This window comes from Lentzea roselyniae (assembly GCF_039537795.1).
Taxonomy (GTDB): domain Bacteria; phylum Actinomycetota; class Actinomycetes; order Mycobacteriales; family Pseudonocardiaceae; genus Lentzea; species Lentzea atacamensis.
Window position 1 is genome coordinate 26642 of the sequence record NZ_BAABBE010000022.1, and the last position, 15821, is coordinate 42462.

Sequence of the window (15821 nt, forward strand, 5' to 3'; positions counted from 1 at the left end):
CTCCCCTTTGACTACTGAGAGGAGTTACTCTCAGTCGTTCGTGCGGTGTCACTTCTCTCCCCCCGAAGGGGTGAAGCCGTGGGCGGCAACGTGAGCACAGAACAGCGAGTGCTGGACGTCGTGCTGTCGTTCGCCGACGACGACACCCTTCCCGAGCTGCTGCGACACGTGGTCGAGGCCGCGTGTGACCTGATCGAGGCCCCGTACGGCGCCCTGGCCGTGATCGGCGGCCACCGCGAGCTGCTGGAGTTCACCCGCACGGACGGCCAGGCCCATATCACGTCCGGTGACCCGCGCTCGATCGGCGTAGCGGACTTCCTGGGCGCCCCCGTCATGGTTCACGACGAGACCTTCGGCAACCTCTTCCTGGCCGGAAAGCCCGAGTTCACCGACCGGGACGGCGACATCCTCACCGCCCTGGCCACGGCGGCGGGCTCGGCCATCGAGCACCTCAACCGCTACGAGCAGACGCGCAAGCGTGAGGTGTGGCTGCGCGCCGCCGCCGAGGTGACGACCAAACTGCTGATGGGCACGAACGGCCGTGAAGCGCTCTATCTGGTCGCGAAAACAGCCCGTAGGACCGCCGACGCCAACTTCGCCGCGGTCGTGCTGCCGGACCACAATGGCAACCTGGTCATCGAGGTCACCGACGGCGGCTCCTACGACGCCGAAGGCATGCGCGTCCCCAGAGAGGGCACGGTCAGCTACCGCGTTTACGAGTCCGGTCAGGCCGAGTGCCACGAGGAGGGCAAGGTCCCGAGCGTGCCGGGGCCGTGCGCGGTCGTGCCGCTGACGGTGGGAGACCGCACGCTCGGCGTCCTGATCGTGGCGCGACCCAAGGGCGAGCCCACGTTCGACGACCCGGAACTGATCGAGGCCTTCGCCTCCCAGGCCGCACTCGTCCTGGAGTTCACCCGCGCCCAGGGCGACACCGAACGCCTCGCGGTGCTGGAGGAACGCGACCGCATCGCGCGGGATCTCCACGACCTGGTCATCCAGCGCCTGTTCGGGCTCGGACTGGGCCTGCAGGGGCTGACCGGGACGAGCGGCAGGCCCGAGCTCACCGAGCGGATCAGCGGGTTCGTGCGGGAGGTCGACCAGACGATCCGCGAGATCCGCAGAACCATCTTCTCCCTGCAGGAACCACCGTCCGGCGGTGCGAGCCTGCGCGGGCAGCTGCTCAACGCGGTGCACGAGTCCGCGCGGCTGCTCGGCTTCGAGCCGGACGTGTCGCTGGAAGGGCCGCTGGACACGGTGGTGCCGGACCAGCTACGTCCCGATCTGCTGGCCACGCTCCGAGAGGCGCTCACGAACGTTGTGCGTCATGCGAGAGCGCGGCACGTGGCTGTCGCCGTGAGCGTGAACCGCACGATGACCCGGCTGGAGCTCGTGGTCAAGGACGACGGCAGAGGCTTGCCGTTGACTGACGATTGCCCGGGCATGCCCCACCACGCGGGGGGACTCGCGAACATGGCGGCTCGGGCGCGGCGTCACCACGGCGACTGCGCGGTGGACTCGATCCCCGGTGCGGGCGTGAGCATCACGTGGTTCGTCCCGCTGGTGCTGCAGGAGGCGAGATGGCGATAGCGGTGCTGTTGGTGGACGACCACGAGATCGTGCGGCGCGGGCTGGTGCAGTTGCTGGCCCAGGCCGACGACATAGCCGTGGTGGGACAGGCGGACAGCGCCACCGCCGCGATCGCGCTGGCACCGAGGCTCAAACCCGACGTGGCGATCATCGACGTGCGCCTGCCCGACGGCGACGGGGTCACCGTGTGCCGCGAGATCAGGAGCCTGGTGCAGCCGCCGCCGGCGTGCCTGATGCTAACGTCCTATTCGGACGACGAGGCGTTGTTCGGCGCGATCATGGCCGGCGCGTCCGGGTACATGCTGAAAGAGGTCAGCGGCAACGATCTCGTGGCCGCCGTCCGCACGCTCGCGTCCGGCGGTTCGCTGCTGCACGCCGGTGTCACGGCGACCGTCCTGCAACGCCTGAGGGGCGGGCCGGAGGAGGATCCGCGCTATGCCGCGCTGAGCCCGCAGGAACGCCGGATCCTCGACCTCATCGCCGAGGGCATGACGAACCGGCAGATCGCCAACCGGCTCTTCCTCGCCGAGAAGACCGTGAAGAACTACGTGTCCTCCCTGCTGCACAAGCTCGGCTTCGACCGCCGGACCGAGGCGGGCGTCTACGCGGCCCGGCGCAGACGCACCCACCCCGGCACCTTCTAGGCCACCCGAGGAACCGGCTTCGAGGCCGGGGATTCCTTCTCCACCAACCGTTCCGTCTTGGCCCACGACTTGCGCCCCGCGACGTGCCGGTACAGCGCGCGCAACGTCGAGATCGAGCCCAGGATCAGGAAGGCCGGATAGGCGAGACCGACCGCGAGGCACCGCCACATCGGCTCGTCGCCGTGCTTCAGCCGGTGCACCACGCCCCAGATCAGGCCGGGCAGCACCAGCGCCACGAGCCAGATCGCCAGTGCCAGCAAGGTGTTCCCGCTGTTCACGGTGAGGCTGCCGATGCTGTGACCGCTGAACTGCGCGTAGAAGTTGATGCCCACCAACGCGGTGATGAGCAGCGTCATCGGCGCGACCAGCCACGGCGTCAGCAGGTACTGCAGGAACTCCAGCAACGCTACGGATCCCACGTGCTTGGCCCTGAGCAGCTTCGGCACGTACCCGAGGCACTGCAGGTTGCCCTGGCCCCACCGGGTCCGCTGGCGCAGCAGGCGGTTGACGTCGACCAGGCCCTGCTGGGTGATCGTCGCGTGGGTGGCGTACCGGATGCGCTGGCCGGTGAGGTGCACGCGCAGGCCCAGCTCCAGGTCCTCGACCAGGCACGCCGACCAGGGCGCGTCGCCGAGCTGCATCAGCGTGGCGAGCCGCACGAACTGGCCGTTGCCGCCGAGCCCCACCGTGCCGACGACGTCCCGCAGCGACTGCGACGCGTCCACGACGCAGCTGAACTCCAGGTCCTGCAGGAACGCCAGCAGGTTGGTGCGGTTGTGGATGCGGACGCGGCACTGCACGGCGCCCACGTCGCGCTGCCCGAAGTACGACGTGATCTCGGACAGCATGCCGGGCGCGCCGCGGCCGTCGCCGTCGATCACGCCGATGACCGTGCGGTGCACCGTGCCGGTCTCCTCGGCGATGCCGCGGACGTACCGGAACGCGTGGTTCAGCGCCTCACCCTTGCCCTTTCGGGCATCGGGCAGGTTGCGGCGCAGCACGTGCAGTCGGTGGTCGTCGATCTCGGCGAGCACGTGCGGCGTGCCGTCGTCCGAGCCGTCGTCCACGACGACGACCTGGACCGGTGTGCGCGCGCCGTCGAGCGCCAGTGCGGAACGAACGGTGTTTGCGACAACACGTTCCTCGTTCAGCGCCGGAATGATGATCCAATACTGCAGCGGATGCCGTGAAGGCACTTCTGGTCCGCCTGGTTTCGGACGCCACCAGACGAACAGTGCGAGCACCAGGTTGTAACTGGGCCAAAACACGAGCAAGACGAGCATGAACGTCGCGAATTGCGTCGTGTCGCTCATGACACAAACCTGTCTACAAAAGCGGTTGTTGTGGCAACCACAGCCAACCGGATGTGAAGTTGAGTCATTGCTGGCTCCTGGTAACGATGCGCTGGGCCGGTGCGAGATACCAGACAGCAAGGCCAGGAGCTGGTGTTCGAGGCGAGACTAGGGGCAGACAGAGCGGAGCGTCAACCGGCCATATCGGGGACGAATGGAGCTTCGTTGCACGAAGTTCTAAAAGCGAATCACCGATATGGCGGTACCCGCGCGGGGCGGGACCCAATTGATTGTCAGCGATGATCGAGTCGCGTCTGTGATGGCGCACGTTCGCCGCGCGTGCCTGAGAGTCCGAAGAGGTAAAAGATGGGACCAACTGCCCTTGTGCCCGGGCCTCGGCAGTTCTGCCGGGGTGAGGTGCCCGAGGTGTTCCTGGTTGCGGGAACGCGCCCGGAAGCGGTGAAGATGGCTCCGGTCGCCGCCGCGATGTTCTCGGGCGGGCGCATCCGGCCCGTGCTGGTGAACTCGGGGCAGCACCCGGAGATGGTCGACCAGGCCCTGGAGTCGTTCGGCTTCGTGCCGGACGTCCGGCTCAAGCTGAACCGCGTCACGGGCGGGCAGGCCGAGCTGACGAGCCAGCTGATCGAGGAGCTCGACCGGCTCTTCACCGAACGCGCGCCTGCCGCGGTGCTCGTGCAGGGCGACACGACGACGACCCTCGCGGGCGCGCTCGCCGCGTTCTGGCATCAGATCCCGGTCGTGCACCTGGAAGCCGGACTGCGGTCGTACGACCTGACCTCGCCGTTTCCAGAGGAGGGGAACCGCAAGATGGTCGGCCAGCTGGCCTCGCTGCACCTCGCGCCGACCGCGGACGCCACCGCGCACCTCGCCTCGGAGTCGTTGCAGGGCAACAACGTCCTGACCATCGGAAACACGGTGGTGGACGCCGTGCTCGACGTCGCCGCCAGACGTGCTCCGTACGGGGACGCGCGGCTGCAGGAGATCGAGAACAGAGTCCACTCGGGACAGTCGCGGCTCGTGCTGGTCACCGCGCACCGCCGTGAGTCGTGGGGCGAGCCGCTCGACCACGTGCTGCGCGCGGTGGCCGACATCGTCGAAGCCCGTCCCGATGTCGAGGTGGTGCTTCCGGCACACCCGAATCCCGCTGTGCGCAGGCAGGTTCAGGACGTGCTGGGCGGCGTCGGGCACGTGACGATCACCGATCCGCTGCCGTACGCGCAGATGGCGCGGTTGCTCGCGCAGTGCACGCTGGTGCTCTCGGACTCCGGTGGCATCCAGGAGGAGGCGCCGTCGTTCGGTGTTCCCGCACTGGTGCTGCGGGACGTGACCGAGCGGATGGAGGCGGTCAACGCGGGCTGCGCCGTGCTCGTCGGCACCGACCGCGAGCGCATCACGTCGCTCACCGTCCGGCTGCTCGACAACCCCTCCGCACGCGAGGCGATGACCGCTGACGGCAACCCGTTCGGCGACGGGCTCGCGTCCGTGCGCACCGAACAGGCATTGGCCTGGCTGCTGGGCCTGCAGCAGCAGCGACCCGTTGAGTTTGCTCCTTACGCCGGCAGCGTGAGCGTTCGCGTGTCGGGAGAGGTGGATGTGGCATGAGAGGCCGACTGTTCAGAGTGCGCGTCGCGGCCAAAGTGATCGTGACTGCCCTCGCGGTTTCCATGATTCCCGTGCCCGCTGCACAGGCGGATCTCAGGCTCGGCCTGAAGCTCGGTGAGATCGTCGACAACGTGCTGCCCGCGCCACCGACGCCGGACACCACGCCATCGCGCACCAGCTCGCGCATCACCAAGCGCACCACTCAACCCGGCCTGATCTCGACGGTGCTCGGCACGCTCGGGCCGACCTCGACCCGGGCCGCCACCGCCGGCACGAACGGTGGCGGCGCGCCCGGTGCGAGGTCGAGCCAGAAGACGTTGATCCTGTACGACAACACCGGGCCGTGGGCGTGGCTCGGCGAGGCGTACGCGGTGCAGGCGGGCAACCTCGCCTCGCACGGCAGCTCGTACGTCATGCACCCGGTCGGCTCCTACGCCGCCGGTGAGATCTCCGGCTACACCGGCGTGATCTACATCGGCTCGACCTACGACGAGCCGATCCCGCTGGCGTTCCTCGACGACGTGCTGGCGACCACCAAGCCGGTGCTGTGGATGGCGCACAACATCTGGCAGCTCACCGCCCGCGCGCCGAGCTTCCAGACGACCTACGGCTGGAACTGGGTCCAGTACGACACCGGTGCCGCGACCACGGTCCGGTACGAGAACACCGACCTCGGCCGCAACCCGCTCGCGACCCCGTCCGGCCTGATGATCACGTCGATCACCAACCCGGCGATCGCGTCGGCCCCGGCGATCGCGACAGGTTCCGCCGCCGGACCGATCAACTGGGCGACCAAGGCGAAGAACCTCACCTACATCGGCGAGATCCCGTTCAGCTACGTCGACCACGGTGACCGCTACCTGGCCGCCGCCGACCTGATCTCGCGCGTGTCGAACCCGGCGATGGCCGACCGCAAGCGCGCTCTGGTGCGCATCGAGGACGTCGGCCCCGACGCCGACCCCGGCGAGCTGCGCGCGATCGCGGACTACCTGTACCGCCAACGGATTCCGTTCAGCATCGCGGCGTACCCGAGGTACGAGAACCCGTACGGCGTGGAGAACAACGGCGTGGCCGAGTCCTACACCCTGGCGGAGCGCCCGGACGTGATCAGCGCGCTGCGGTACATGCAGAACCGCGGCGGCACGATCCTGATGCACGGCTACACGCACCAGTACGAGAAGCTGATCAACCCGTACGACGGCGTCAGCGGCAACGACTTCGAGTTCTACACGGCGCACGTCAACGAGAACGACAGCGTGATCTACGACGGCCCGGTGCCCGGTGACTCGGCGGCGTGGATGCAGGGCCGGATCAACTCGGCGACGACGGCGTTCGCCCAGGCCGGGTTCGCCCGTCCGGCCATCTTCGAGCCGCCGCACTACGCCGCGTCGGCCGTGGACTACGAGGTCATCCAGCAGAACTTCGGCAAGCGCTACGACCGCGGCCTGTACTTCGGCGGGTACTGCCCCGGTGGCGCGTGCGGCACCGGCACGCCGCAGTACGACAAGATCTACGGCCAGTACTTCCCGTACCTGGTCCGCGACATCTACGGCTCCGTGGTGGCGCCGGAAGCGGTGGGCAACGTCGAGCCCGAGCCGTTCAACAACCACCCCGCCCGGCTGCCCGCCGACCTGGTCAAGACGGCGCAACAGCTCAAGGTGGTCGATGATGGTGTCGCGAGCTTCTTCTACCACCCGTACCTCGGTACGGCGTACCTGCGCGACACCGTGCAGGGGTTGAAGAACGCGGGCTACACGTTCGTGTCCGTCGGCACCGTGATGGCGGGCTGACAGGAGGTGCTGTGCGCTGGTTGTGGGCGGTGCTGGTCCTGGCCGGCTGTGCTGCCGGCCAGGACGGCCCGCCCGCTTCCGGTGGCACGGACGAGGGCTGGCGGGTGACCGTCTACTACACGGCGGTCGAGCGGTTCCACAGTGGACCCGCGGTGCCCGTGCGCGGGTGCCCGGTGATCGACTGCGAGCACGGCGACGAGTTGCTCGGCACGTTCCCGCAGTCGTTCGCGAAGGCGGTGAAGGACGAAGGTACCGGCCGTACTTCCGCCGGCCGGTACCTCAACTGGTCCCACGACAAGGGCTACTGGATGGACGACGCGCCGCGGGACGCGTTCGGCAGGCCCTTGCGGCCGTTCGTCTCCGCGGCCGCCGACGGGCTCCGGCACGGTTCGCGGATCAAGCTCGTCTCGTGTGGACAGACGCCGGTGGGTGCGAACGTCGACTTCGCCGTGTGCCAGAAGCTCGTCTCGTCGTCGTGGGAGATCACCGACGAGTTCACGCCGGGGCTCGGCGGGGACCGGCACCTCGACCTCTACCTGGGCGAGGAGACCGGCCCCCGGTTCACCGAGAGTCCCTGGTACACCACCTTGTCCGAGGCGGTGCTGGAGATTCACCAGCCGAGCTGAACCGCCAGTTTCCGCGCCTGCTCCAGCACACCGGTCTGCTGCTGTCCCGGCTCCGGCAACGGCACGCCGGGGCAGGAGAGGTCACCGGACGGCGTCACGCGGTCGACGAGGTAGCGCTCGACGACGTCGTTGACGCAGGCGTTGTCGAACCCGTAGATGCCATGGTCACCCTCGTCCTTCACGGTCAGCATCCGCGAGCCAGCGAACCCGGCGTGGGCCTTGCGCGCGCCCTCGATCGGTGTCGGGGCGTCCCGTTCGGACTGCACCATCAGGGTCGGCGCGACGCCGATGCCGGTGGGCTGCTTCAACTGCACGTTGGGGCGGTCCCAGTACGCGCACTGACCCATGAACTGGTAGTAGCCCAGCAGCGGCCACCTCGCGCCGTCACGTGCCGCGTCACGCTCCAAGTACCTGCGGTCACCGCGGAACGGCGTGTCGTTGCACAGGATCGTGTACAGCGTGGCGGTCTGCGCGTCCGGGTAGCTCGCCTGCGCCGTCACCTGCGGGGGCACCGCGCCGGCCAGCTCCGCGAGCTTCCGCGCGGCGCCGTCGAACGCGTACTTGCTGTACTGGCCCCGGAAGAGCGCCACGTCCAACGTGACCGGGTAGTACGTGCCGTCCGGCAGCGTGACGGGCTGTTCCGTCAGCTTCTCGCGCGTCCGCTCGTAGACCTGGCGCACCTCTTCCGCTGTCTTGCCGAGGTGGTAGACGTTGTCGTACTTCGCCACCCACGGCAGGAAGTCGACGCGGAACCGCCGCTCGAAGCCCATGCCGAAGTCGCCGAACACCGTCTGCCACGGCGCGGTGAACTCGGTGTTGGAGTCGAGGACGATCTTGTCGAGCGTCTTCGGGAAGTAGGTCGCGTAGTACGCGCCCATCCAGCTGCCGCCGGAGTAGCCGAGCCAGTCGACCTTCTTGCGCCCCAGCACCTGGCGGAGCAGGTCCAGGTCCTTCACCGTCTGCTCGGTGGTGACGTGCCTGCCGAACTCGCCGGACTTGGTCTGGCAGAACTTGGCCTGCAGCTCCATGCCGCTGTAGATGAGGTCCAGGTTGGCCTTGCTGCGGTCGCGCGGGTCGGTCGAGCCGAGCGTGTCGAACAGCCCGCACGTGATGTTGCTGCTGGCGCCGGTGCCGCGGACGTCGATGCCGATGATCTCGGCGTTCTCGCTGAGCTTCGGCCGGCTCAGGTAGACCAGCGGCAAGGTGCGGCCCTCACCTCCCGGTCCGCCGGGGTTGGTGAAGATCGTGGTTTTCGCCTTGCCGGTCAACGGAACCGTGCGGCTGACCGCGATGGTGATGGTCTTGCCGTTGCCGGGGTTGTTCCAGTCCATCGGCGCGGTGAAGCTGCCGCACTCCAGTCGTTCCGCGCCGGGCGGAAGGCCCGGCGGGACCGGGTCGAAGCACTTCTGCCACGTGATCTCCTGGTCGGCCAGGCGGTTCTGGGCCTGTGCCGGTGGCGCGACGAACAGTGATGTCGCTGTGACGACGGCTAGCGCGGCCGCCATTTTCTTGCGGTGCATCGGTCATCCCCCTCTTCTACCAACCGAGCTGGGTGGCGAGCTCACGCGTCCTGGTGAGCGAGTTCTTCGCGGTCTCGCCGGGAACGGGTAGCGGAACCCCTGGACACGTCAGGTCTTTCGTCGGCGCGACGCCGTCGACGAGATACCGCTCGACGATGTCGTTCACGCACTCGTTGCCGAACCCGTAGATGCCGTGGTCCCCCTCGTCCTCAACGGTGAGCAGCACGGAGTTGTTGAAGTTCCGGTGGGCTTTTTGCGCGCCTTCGAGCGGCGTCGCCGGGTCGCGCACGGACTGGACCATCAACGTCGTCGCGACGCCGATGCCGGTGGGGCGCTTCAGCTGCACGTTCGGGCGGTCCCAGAACGCACAGGGAGCCATGATCTGGTAGTAGCCGACGAGCGGCCACTTCGCCCCGTCGCGCGCCGCGTCGCGTTCCAGGTACCTGCGGTCACCGCGGAACGGCATGTCGTTGCAGACGATCGAGTACGCCGTGCCCGCCTGGGCGTCCGGGTAGCTTGCCTGTGCCGTCAGCTGGGCCGGGACCGCACCCGCGAGCTCCGCGAGGGTCTGGGCGGCACCGGCGAAGTTGTACTTGTCGTAGATCGAGCCCCGCAGCAGGAGGTCGAGCGTCACCGGGTAGTAGACGCCCTCCGGTCGCGTGACGGGTTGCTCGGCCAGCTTGGCGCGCGTGCGTTCGTAGGCCTGGCGCACCTCTTCCGCTGTCTTGCCGAGGTGGAAGACGTTGTCGTACTTCGCCACCCACGGCAGGAAGTCGACGCGGAACCGGCGTTCGAAGCCCATGCCCCAGTCGTCGAACACGCCCTGCCACGGTCCGGTGAACTCGGCGTTGGAGTCGAGCACGATCCGGTCCAGGGTCTTCGGGAAGTAGGTGGCGTAGTAGGCGCCCATCCAGCTGCCGCCGGAGTAGCCGAGCCAGCTGACCTTCTTCTTGCCCAGTACCTGCCTGAGCAGGTCGAGGTCCTTCACCGTCTGGTCGGTGGTGACGTACCGGCCGAGCTCACCGGACTTGGTCTGGCAGAACTCGGCCTGCAGCTCCACGGCTCCGTAGAGCAGGTCGAGGTTGGCCTTGCTGCGGTCACGCGGATCGGTCACGCCGACCGGGTTGACGTTCCCGCAGGTGACGTTGCTGCTCGCGCCGGTGCCGCGGACGTCGATGCCGATGATCTCGGCGTTCTCGCTGAGCTTCGGCCGGTCGAGGTAGATCAGCGGCATCGTGCGCCCCGGCCCGCCCGGCCCGCCGGGGTTGGTGAAGACGGTGCTCTTCGCCGTGCCGTTCTTGGGCCTGAGCCTGCTGACCGCGATCGTGATGGTCTTGCCGTTGTTCGGGTTGTTCCAGTCCATCGGCGCGGTGAAGCTGCCGCACTCCAGCCGTTCCGAGCCTGGTGGGAAGCCGGGCGGCACGGTGCCGAAGCACTGCCGCCACTGGATCTCCTGGGTGGCGGCCGCCTGCGCGGGTGGTGCGATGAGCGCTGTGGCGGTGACGGCGGCCAGTGCTGCCGCCAGTTTTCTGCGGTGCATTCGGTTGTCCCCCTTCTACCGGCCGAGCCCGGCCGGCACCCCAGCTCATCGCGTCCGGGGGTACGGGAACATCGGCCTAAGGATGGCAACCACCTACAACTTGGGTCTTACGCCGACCGGCGAAACCCCTGATGACGTTCGTCATCTGACGCAACAGGGCCGCCCTCCGCAGCGGAGGGCGGCCCTGGAAGGCGAGAGCTCAGCAGGACTGCTTGTAGAAGTACTTCGAGTTCTTCTCCGCGTCGTCCTTCGTGATCGCGACCAGGTCGGTCTCGATGTTCCGCTTGTTCTCCTTGCCGTCGATCGCGGCCAGTGCCTGCTCGACACCCTGCTTGCCGATCGTGGCCGGGTCCTGGGCGATCAGCGCCTGCACGGTGCCCGCCTGCAGGTCCTGCACCTGCTTGGGCGAGGCGTCGAACCCGACCAGGTTCACCGCACCGGTCTTGCCGGCGTTGCGCAGACCGGTGGCCGCACCCTCACCGGTGTTCAGGTTGGTGGCGAACACACCGATCAGGTCGGGGTTCGCCGCGAGCGTCGCGGTCACCTTCGACGCCGCCGTGGCGGGCTCGTTGTCGGTGTACTGCTGGCCGATGTACTTGAGGTTCGAGTACTTCTTGATCTCCTCTTCGAACCCCTTGGCGCGGGCGTCCGTCGTTGACGTGCCCGCCTTGGTGTTCAGCACCAGCACCGAACCGGTCTTGCCGGCGCTGAGCTTGTTGAGCGTCTCGGCGGCGAGCTTGCCGCCCTGCTCGTTGTTGGACGAGATCGTGGACACGGCGATCGAGGTGTCCTGCAGCTTGGTGTCGACCTCGACGACCTTGATGCCCGCGTCCTTGAGCTGCTTCATCGGGCCCGCCATGGCCTTGTCGTCGGTCGGCGCGATGAGCACGGCCGCCGGCCTCGAGGCCAGGACGCCCGTGACGATCGGGGTCTGCTGGGCCGCGTCGAACTTGGCGGGTGCCTGCGTGTCGAACTCGTAGCCGGCGGCCTTGGCCGCCTCCTCGAAACCGCACTGCATCGAGATGTAGAACGGTTCCGCCGTGATGCCGGGGATCAGCACCAGCTTCTTGTTCGCGGCGGAGTTGCCCGAACCCGAATCGCCGATCTGCCCGCCTCCACCACACGCGGCGAGCAGGAAAGCGGCCGAGAGAGCCACTGCGGAGCGGATCTTCATTGGTCCAGCACCTTTCCCTAACGTTGGTTGCGCGCCCGCCGCCGTGTCTGGTCCAGCCACACGGCGGCCACCAGCACGATCGCGACGGCGATCGGCTGCCAGAACTCCTTGACCCCGATGATCACGAGGCCCTTCTCCAACACCGCCGGGATGAACACGCCGAACACCGTGCCCAGCACCGAACCAGTGCCGCCGAAGATGCTGGTGCCACCCAGTACGACGGCGGCGATCGCGTTCAGGTTGTCCGTCTCGTGGCCGGTGACGACCGCGACGCGGAAGAACGCGTTGCCCATGAAGCCCGCGAGACCGGCCAGGGTGCCCGCGAGCAGGTACACCTTCGTGAGGTGGCCGCGCACCGAGATGCCGACGCGCCTGGCCGCCTCCTCGTTCGAGCCGACCGCGTAGGTGTAGCGCCCGAAACGCGTTGTGGACAGGAGAAGCACGCCCAGAGCGGTGACGATCGCGGCCACGATCACGATGTTCGGGATGCCGAACCACGTGCCGGAGCCGAAGGTGCGGTTCAGCCTGTCCGGGATGCCGGACACGTTGGAACCGTTGTTCAGCAACAGGGCTGCGCCATGCGCCGCGCCGAACGAACCCAGGGTCACGATCAGCGCCGGGATCTTCGCACGGGAGATCAACAGGCCGTTGAGCAGACCCCACGCCGCGCCGCTGACCAACGCGACCAGCAGCCCGAACCCGATGACGCCCCAGCCCGCGTTCGTCGCGTCCCCGCCGGACACCGCGTTCATCGCCATCGCGGACGAGACGGACGCGAACACCAGCACCGAACCGACGGACAGGTCGATGCCTGACGTGATGATCACGAACGTCATGCCGACGGAGAGCACCAGCAGCACAGCGGTTTCCGCGAGCAGGAACTGCAGCGTGGTCACCTGGAACACCGCGTCCGGGCGGATCGCTCCGAACACCGCGACCAGGACGAGCAGCACCAGGCCGATCCACAGCGTGTTCGCACCGGTCAGTCGCTTGAGGAGCGGGGTGCGGGTTTCGCCGGACACGGTAGACAACGTTGTCTCTTTGGTACTGGTCATCAGGCGGCGTCCTCATGCGACAGTGCGCCGGTCATTGCACCGACGAGCTCTTCAACGGTCGTGTCGGCGGCCTTGAAACGGGCCACGCGGCGGCCGAGGCGCAGCACCTCGACGCGGTCGGAGACCGACAGCACCTCGGGCATGTTGTGCGAGATCAGCACCACGGCGACACCTTCGTCGCGCACGCGCTTGATCACCTCCAGCACGCGTTCCCGTTGCACCACACCGAGAGCGGCGGTCGGTTCGTCCATGAACACGAGCTTCGACGCCCACGCCACCGAACGCGCGACCGCGACCGACTGGCGCTGACCACCGGACAACGCCGCGATCGGCACGTCGATGCTCTGCAGGGACGCGCCGAACCGGGTGAAGTGCTCCTTCGCCTGTCGGCGCATCGCCTTCTTGTCGAGCACGCCCAGCCAGCCGAGGACACCTGGCTTCAGGATCTCCCTGCCCAGGAACATGTTCGCGGCGGGGTCGAGGTCGGGCGCGACCGCGAGGTCCTGGAACACCGTTTCGATGCCGCGGTCGCGGGCGTCGTTGGGAGAGCTCAGCACGATGGGCTTGCCGTCGAACAGCAGGGTGCCGCTGGTCGGCTGCTCCACCCCGGACATGCACTTCACCAGGGTGGACTTGCCCGCGCCGTTGTCGCCGATCAGCGACACGACCTCGCCGGGGTGGGCGGTGAACGACGCACCGCGGAGAGCTTCCACGGTGCCGTAGTTCTTCGTGAGGTCACGAGCCTCGAGAAGTGGCTCGCTCATGGCGACACATCCTCTACTGTGGACAGTACGGGCGGTCGGCAGCGGATCGCCACCAGGTCGCCGGTCAGCCCCAGCTCGCCGGCCGCGTGCGGCACGACGACGGTGCTGCCCTTGCGGACCTCCAGCTCACCGAGCTGGCCCGATCCCTCCAGCACCACCAGCACGGCGAACGACGGTTCCAGCGCGAGGGAACCCTCCACGTGCAGGCGGTCGGCCTGGAAGAACGGGTCGGCGTCGTGGCCGAGCAGATCGACCGACGGCGCCCATTTGTCGGACGTCTGACGCACGAGCTGGTCGAGCCGGCCGCTCCAGCCGTGCCGGTCGACGCAGTCCAGCGCGACGTCGTAGCCGAGACCGAGGTGACCGATGTCGGCGTTGGCCAGGAACCCCTGCCACTCCAGCGTCACCGAGAAGTCGGTCGGCTGCTGCAGCTCGACGATGAACACGCCCTCGCCGATCGCGTGCGGCACACCGGCGGGCACGAAGACCGTGTCTCCGGGCCGGACGCAGATCGGGTTGAGCGAGTCGAGCATCGCCCTGGTGTCCTGCTCCGCCACCCATTCGGCGACGGTGGCGGCCGGCACGTCGTCGCGGAATCCGATGTAGACGGTCGGGTCCGCACCGGTCGTGCCGACGACGATCCACGCCTCCGTCTTGCCGTGGCGGCAGTTCAGGTGTGAGGACGCGAAGGCGTTCGACGGGTGGCAGTGCACCGGCAGGCGCTGGCCCGCGTCGAGCAGCTTCACCAGCAACGCCGTGTCCGCGCCGAACTTCGCCACGTGCTCCGGTCCGAGCCATCCGGTCGGGTCCGCCTCGACGGCGTCACGCAGCAGCACGCCGTTTGGCAACGTTGTCAACCCGGCATCGCTGCGCCCGTACAGCGTTGTCGTCGAGGCCACCCAGTCCTCGGGCCCGAAGTCGCCGGTCGTGCCACCGCGCAACGCCGCGATCGCCTCGCCGCCGCGGTAGAACTGCTTCGGCTGGTTGGCCGGCAGGTTGACAGGCTGGTGGAGCACACCAGAACTCACGCGTGGACCTCCCCGGATCCTCGTGGCACCAAGCGCACCGGCAGCACGACGCGGCGCGGTGGTGAGTTGTCGCCGTCCAGTCGGGCGAACAACAAATCGGTGGCCGCCTTGCCGAGCGCACTCGCGTCGTGCGCGATCACGGTCACCGGCGGCGACAGCAGGTCGGCGAGCTCGAAGTCGTCGAAGCCCACCAGGGCGGGGCGGTCCGCGGAACCTGCGAGCGCGCGCAGGATGTGCACGGTGATGCGGTTGTTGCCGGCCACGATCGCCGTCGCGGGCTCACGCAGGTTCTGCAGCCGGTGCAGCGTGGTCGCCACGCTGTTCTCGTCGTGCGGCCCCATCGCCACGAGCTCCTCGTGGTAGCCGATGCCCGCACGCACACAGCCCTCGCGGTAACCACGGAGGCGCTCGTTGGCGGTGAAGATGTCCGGCGCGTCACCGAGGAACGCGATGCGGCGGTGTCCATGTGCCGCCAGATGGGTGACGGCTTCCACGGTGCCACCGATGTTGTCCACCAGCACGGTGTCCGCCACGACGTCGCCCGCCGGCCGGTCCAGGAACACCACGGGCGTGCCCGCGCGCATCTCCGGCACCAGATAGCTGTGCTGCAGCCCCGCGGGCACGATCAGCAGCCCGTCGACCCGGCGGGAGCAGAACTCCAGCGCCAGCTCGCGTTCGCGGCCGGGATCTTCGTCGGACGACCCGGAGATCACCTGTCTGCCCCTGAGTCGCGCGATTTCCTCGACAGCGCGGGTGACCCCGGAGTAGAACGGGTTGCCGACGTCCTCCAGCACGAGCCCGATGGTGCCGGTGGACGAGCCGCGGCGCAGGTTGCGGGCACTCAGGTTCCGCCGGAACCCGAGCTGGTCGATGGCGGCCAACACGCGCTCGGCGGTGGACGGATGCACGCCCGGCTCGTCGTTGACCACGCGCGAGACGGTCTTGATGCTCACGCCCGCCAGCCGTGCGACGTCGTTCATCGTCGCTCGACGGACCTTGCGCTGACCGGTTGCCGGTCCGCTGGGGGACAACGTTGTCATAGTGGCCGTATCTCACCTCGCCTTCACGCCCTTGTCAACAGTTCCGGAACCGGTCAAGCGGCTTCTCGTACGCGTGTTTGCTGTCCTGAAGAAGACAAGTGACGGCATTGGTCTTGACCACGACCGTGTGCGCTCCGC

At 68.2% G+C, this 15821-nt stretch carries 13 protein-coding genes; 5 read left to right on the forward strand and 8 right to left on the reverse strand.

Going from position 1 to position 15821, the window contains the following annotated elements:
• The first annotated feature begins 78 nt into the window (after positions 1-78).
• Positions 79-1587: a sensor histidine kinase gene (locus ABFX45_RS31995; protein ID WP_346133995.1), complete on the forward strand. Its 1509-nt coding sequence runs from the start codon at positions 79-81 to the stop codon at positions 1585-1587.
• On the forward strand, positions 1578-2231 hold the full coding sequence (locus ABFX45_RS32000; protein ID WP_109634542.1) for a response regulator: 654 nt from the start codon (positions 1578-1580) through the stop codon (positions 2229-2231). Before ABFX45_RS31995 ends, ABFX45_RS32000 begins: the two co-directional genes overlap by 10 nt.
• Here ABFX45_RS32000 and ABFX45_RS32005 read toward each other — a convergent pair.
• Positions 2228-3544, reverse strand: coding sequence for a glycosyltransferase family 2 protein (locus ABFX45_RS32005; RefSeq protein WP_109634540.1), 1317 nt, complete (start codon positions 3542-3544; stop codon positions 2228-2230). The two genes, ABFX45_RS32000 and ABFX45_RS32005, sit on opposite strands and share 4 nt — an antisense overlap.
• Before the next feature lie 345 nt (positions 3545-3889).
• Between ABFX45_RS32005 and wecB the strand changes: the two genes are divergently transcribed.
• The 3 genes from wecB to ABFX45_RS32020 all read left to right on the forward strand — a co-directional run bounded on the left by wecB (position 3890) and on the right by ABFX45_RS32020 (position 7562).
• Positions 3890-5146, forward strand: coding sequence for a non-hydrolyzing UDP-N-acetylglucosamine 2-epimerase (gene wecB, locus ABFX45_RS32010; protein ID WP_346133997.1), 1257 nt, complete (start codon positions 3890-3892; stop codon positions 5144-5146).
• 71 nt (positions 5147-5217) lie between these two features.
• The gene (locus tag ABFX45_RS32015) at positions 5218-6936 is read left to right on the forward strand and encodes a DUF2334 domain-containing protein (RefSeq protein ID WP_346133999.1); all 1719 of its coding nucleotides are present in this window, start codon (positions 5218-5220) and stop codon (positions 6934-6936) included.
• A gap of 11 nt (positions 6937-6947) precedes the next feature.
• On the forward strand, positions 6948-7562 hold the full coding sequence (locus ABFX45_RS32020) for a hypothetical protein (protein WP_233439376.1): 615 nt from the start codon (positions 6948-6950) through the stop codon (positions 7560-7562).
• Here ABFX45_RS32020 and ABFX45_RS32025 read toward each other — a convergent pair.
• The 7 genes from ABFX45_RS32025 to ABFX45_RS32055 all read right to left on the reverse strand — a co-directional run bounded on the left by ABFX45_RS32025 (position 7547) and on the right by ABFX45_RS32055 (position 15623).
• Positions 7547-9082, reverse strand: a complete 1536-nt coding sequence (locus ABFX45_RS32025) for an alpha/beta hydrolase (protein ID WP_233439375.1) — start codon at positions 9080-9082, stop codon at positions 7547-7549. The two genes, ABFX45_RS32020 and ABFX45_RS32025, sit on opposite strands and share 16 nt — an antisense overlap.
• A 16-nt stretch (positions 9083-9098) precedes the next feature.
• A complete protein-coding gene (locus ABFX45_RS32030) occupies positions 9099-10622 on the reverse strand; it encodes an alpha/beta hydrolase (RefSeq protein ID WP_346134002.1) in 1524 nt (507 codons plus the stop codon).
• Between the two features lie 199 nt (positions 10623-10821).
• Entirely contained in the window at positions 10822-11796 is a 975-nt protein-coding gene (locus ABFX45_RS32035) for an ABC transporter substrate-binding protein (protein ID WP_109634530.1), read from the reverse strand.
• Positions 11797-11813: 17 nt separating this feature from the next.
• The gene (locus ABFX45_RS32040; protein WP_109634527.1) at positions 11814-12851 is read right to left on the reverse strand and encodes an ABC transporter permease; all 1038 of its coding nucleotides are present in this window, start codon (positions 12849-12851) and stop codon (positions 11814-11816) included.
• A complete protein-coding gene (locus tag ABFX45_RS32045) occupies positions 12851-13615 on the reverse strand; it encodes an ATP-binding cassette domain-containing protein (RefSeq protein WP_109634524.1) in 765 nt (254 codons plus the stop codon). The genes ABFX45_RS32040 and ABFX45_RS32045 overlap by 1 nt, the downstream gene beginning before the upstream one ends.
• A complete protein-coding gene (locus ABFX45_RS32050) occupies positions 13612-14643 on the reverse strand; it encodes a class I mannose-6-phosphate isomerase (RefSeq protein ID WP_346134004.1) in 1032 nt (343 codons plus the stop codon). The genes ABFX45_RS32045 and ABFX45_RS32050 overlap by 4 nt, the downstream gene beginning before the upstream one ends.
• Positions 14640-15623 (reverse strand): LacI family DNA-binding transcriptional regulator, encoded by a 984-nt coding sequence (locus tag ABFX45_RS32055; protein ID WP_109634519.1) that lies wholly within the window; start codon positions 15621-15623, stop codon positions 14640-14642. Before ABFX45_RS32055 ends, ABFX45_RS32050 begins: the two co-directional genes overlap by 4 nt.
• Between the last annotated feature and the right edge of the window lie 198 nt (positions 15624-15821).

Bases quoted from the DNA above. Each gene is read 5' to 3' on its own strand.
- ABFX45_RS32000 (WP_109634542.1), top strand. From the start codon at position 1,578: ATGGCGATAGCGGTGCTGTTGGTGGACGACCACGAGATCGTGCGGCGC.
- ABFX45_RS32005 (WP_109634540.1), bottom strand. From the start codon at position 3,544: ATGAGCGACACGACGCAATTCGCGACGTTCATGCTCGTCTTGCTCGTG.
- wecB (WP_346133997.1), top strand. From the start codon at position 3,890: ATGGGACCAACTGCCCTTGTGCCCGGGCCTCGGCAGTTCTGCCGGGGT.
- ABFX45_RS32025 (WP_233439375.1), bottom strand. From the start codon at position 9,082: ATGCACCGCAAGAAAATGGCGGCCGCGCTAGCCGTCGTCACAGCGACA.
- ABFX45_RS32030 (WP_346134002.1), bottom strand. From the start codon at position 10,622: ATGCACCGCAGAAAACTGGCGGCAGCACTGGCCGCCGTCACCGCCACA.
- ABFX45_RS32035 (WP_109634530.1), bottom strand. From the start codon at position 11,796: ATGAAGATCCGCTCCGCAGTGGCTCTCTCGGCCGCTTTCCTGCTCGCC.
- ABFX45_RS32040 (WP_109634527.1), bottom strand. From the start codon at position 12,851: ATGACCAGTACCAAAGAGACAACGTTGTCTACCGTGTCCGGCGAAACC.
- ABFX45_RS32045 (WP_109634524.1), bottom strand. From the start codon at position 13,615: ATGAGCGAGCCACTTCTCGAGGCTCGTGACCTCACGAAGAACTACGGC.
- ABFX45_RS32055 (WP_109634519.1), bottom strand. From the start codon at position 15,623: ATGAACGACGTCGCACGGCTGGCGGGCGTGAGCATCAAGACCGTCTCG.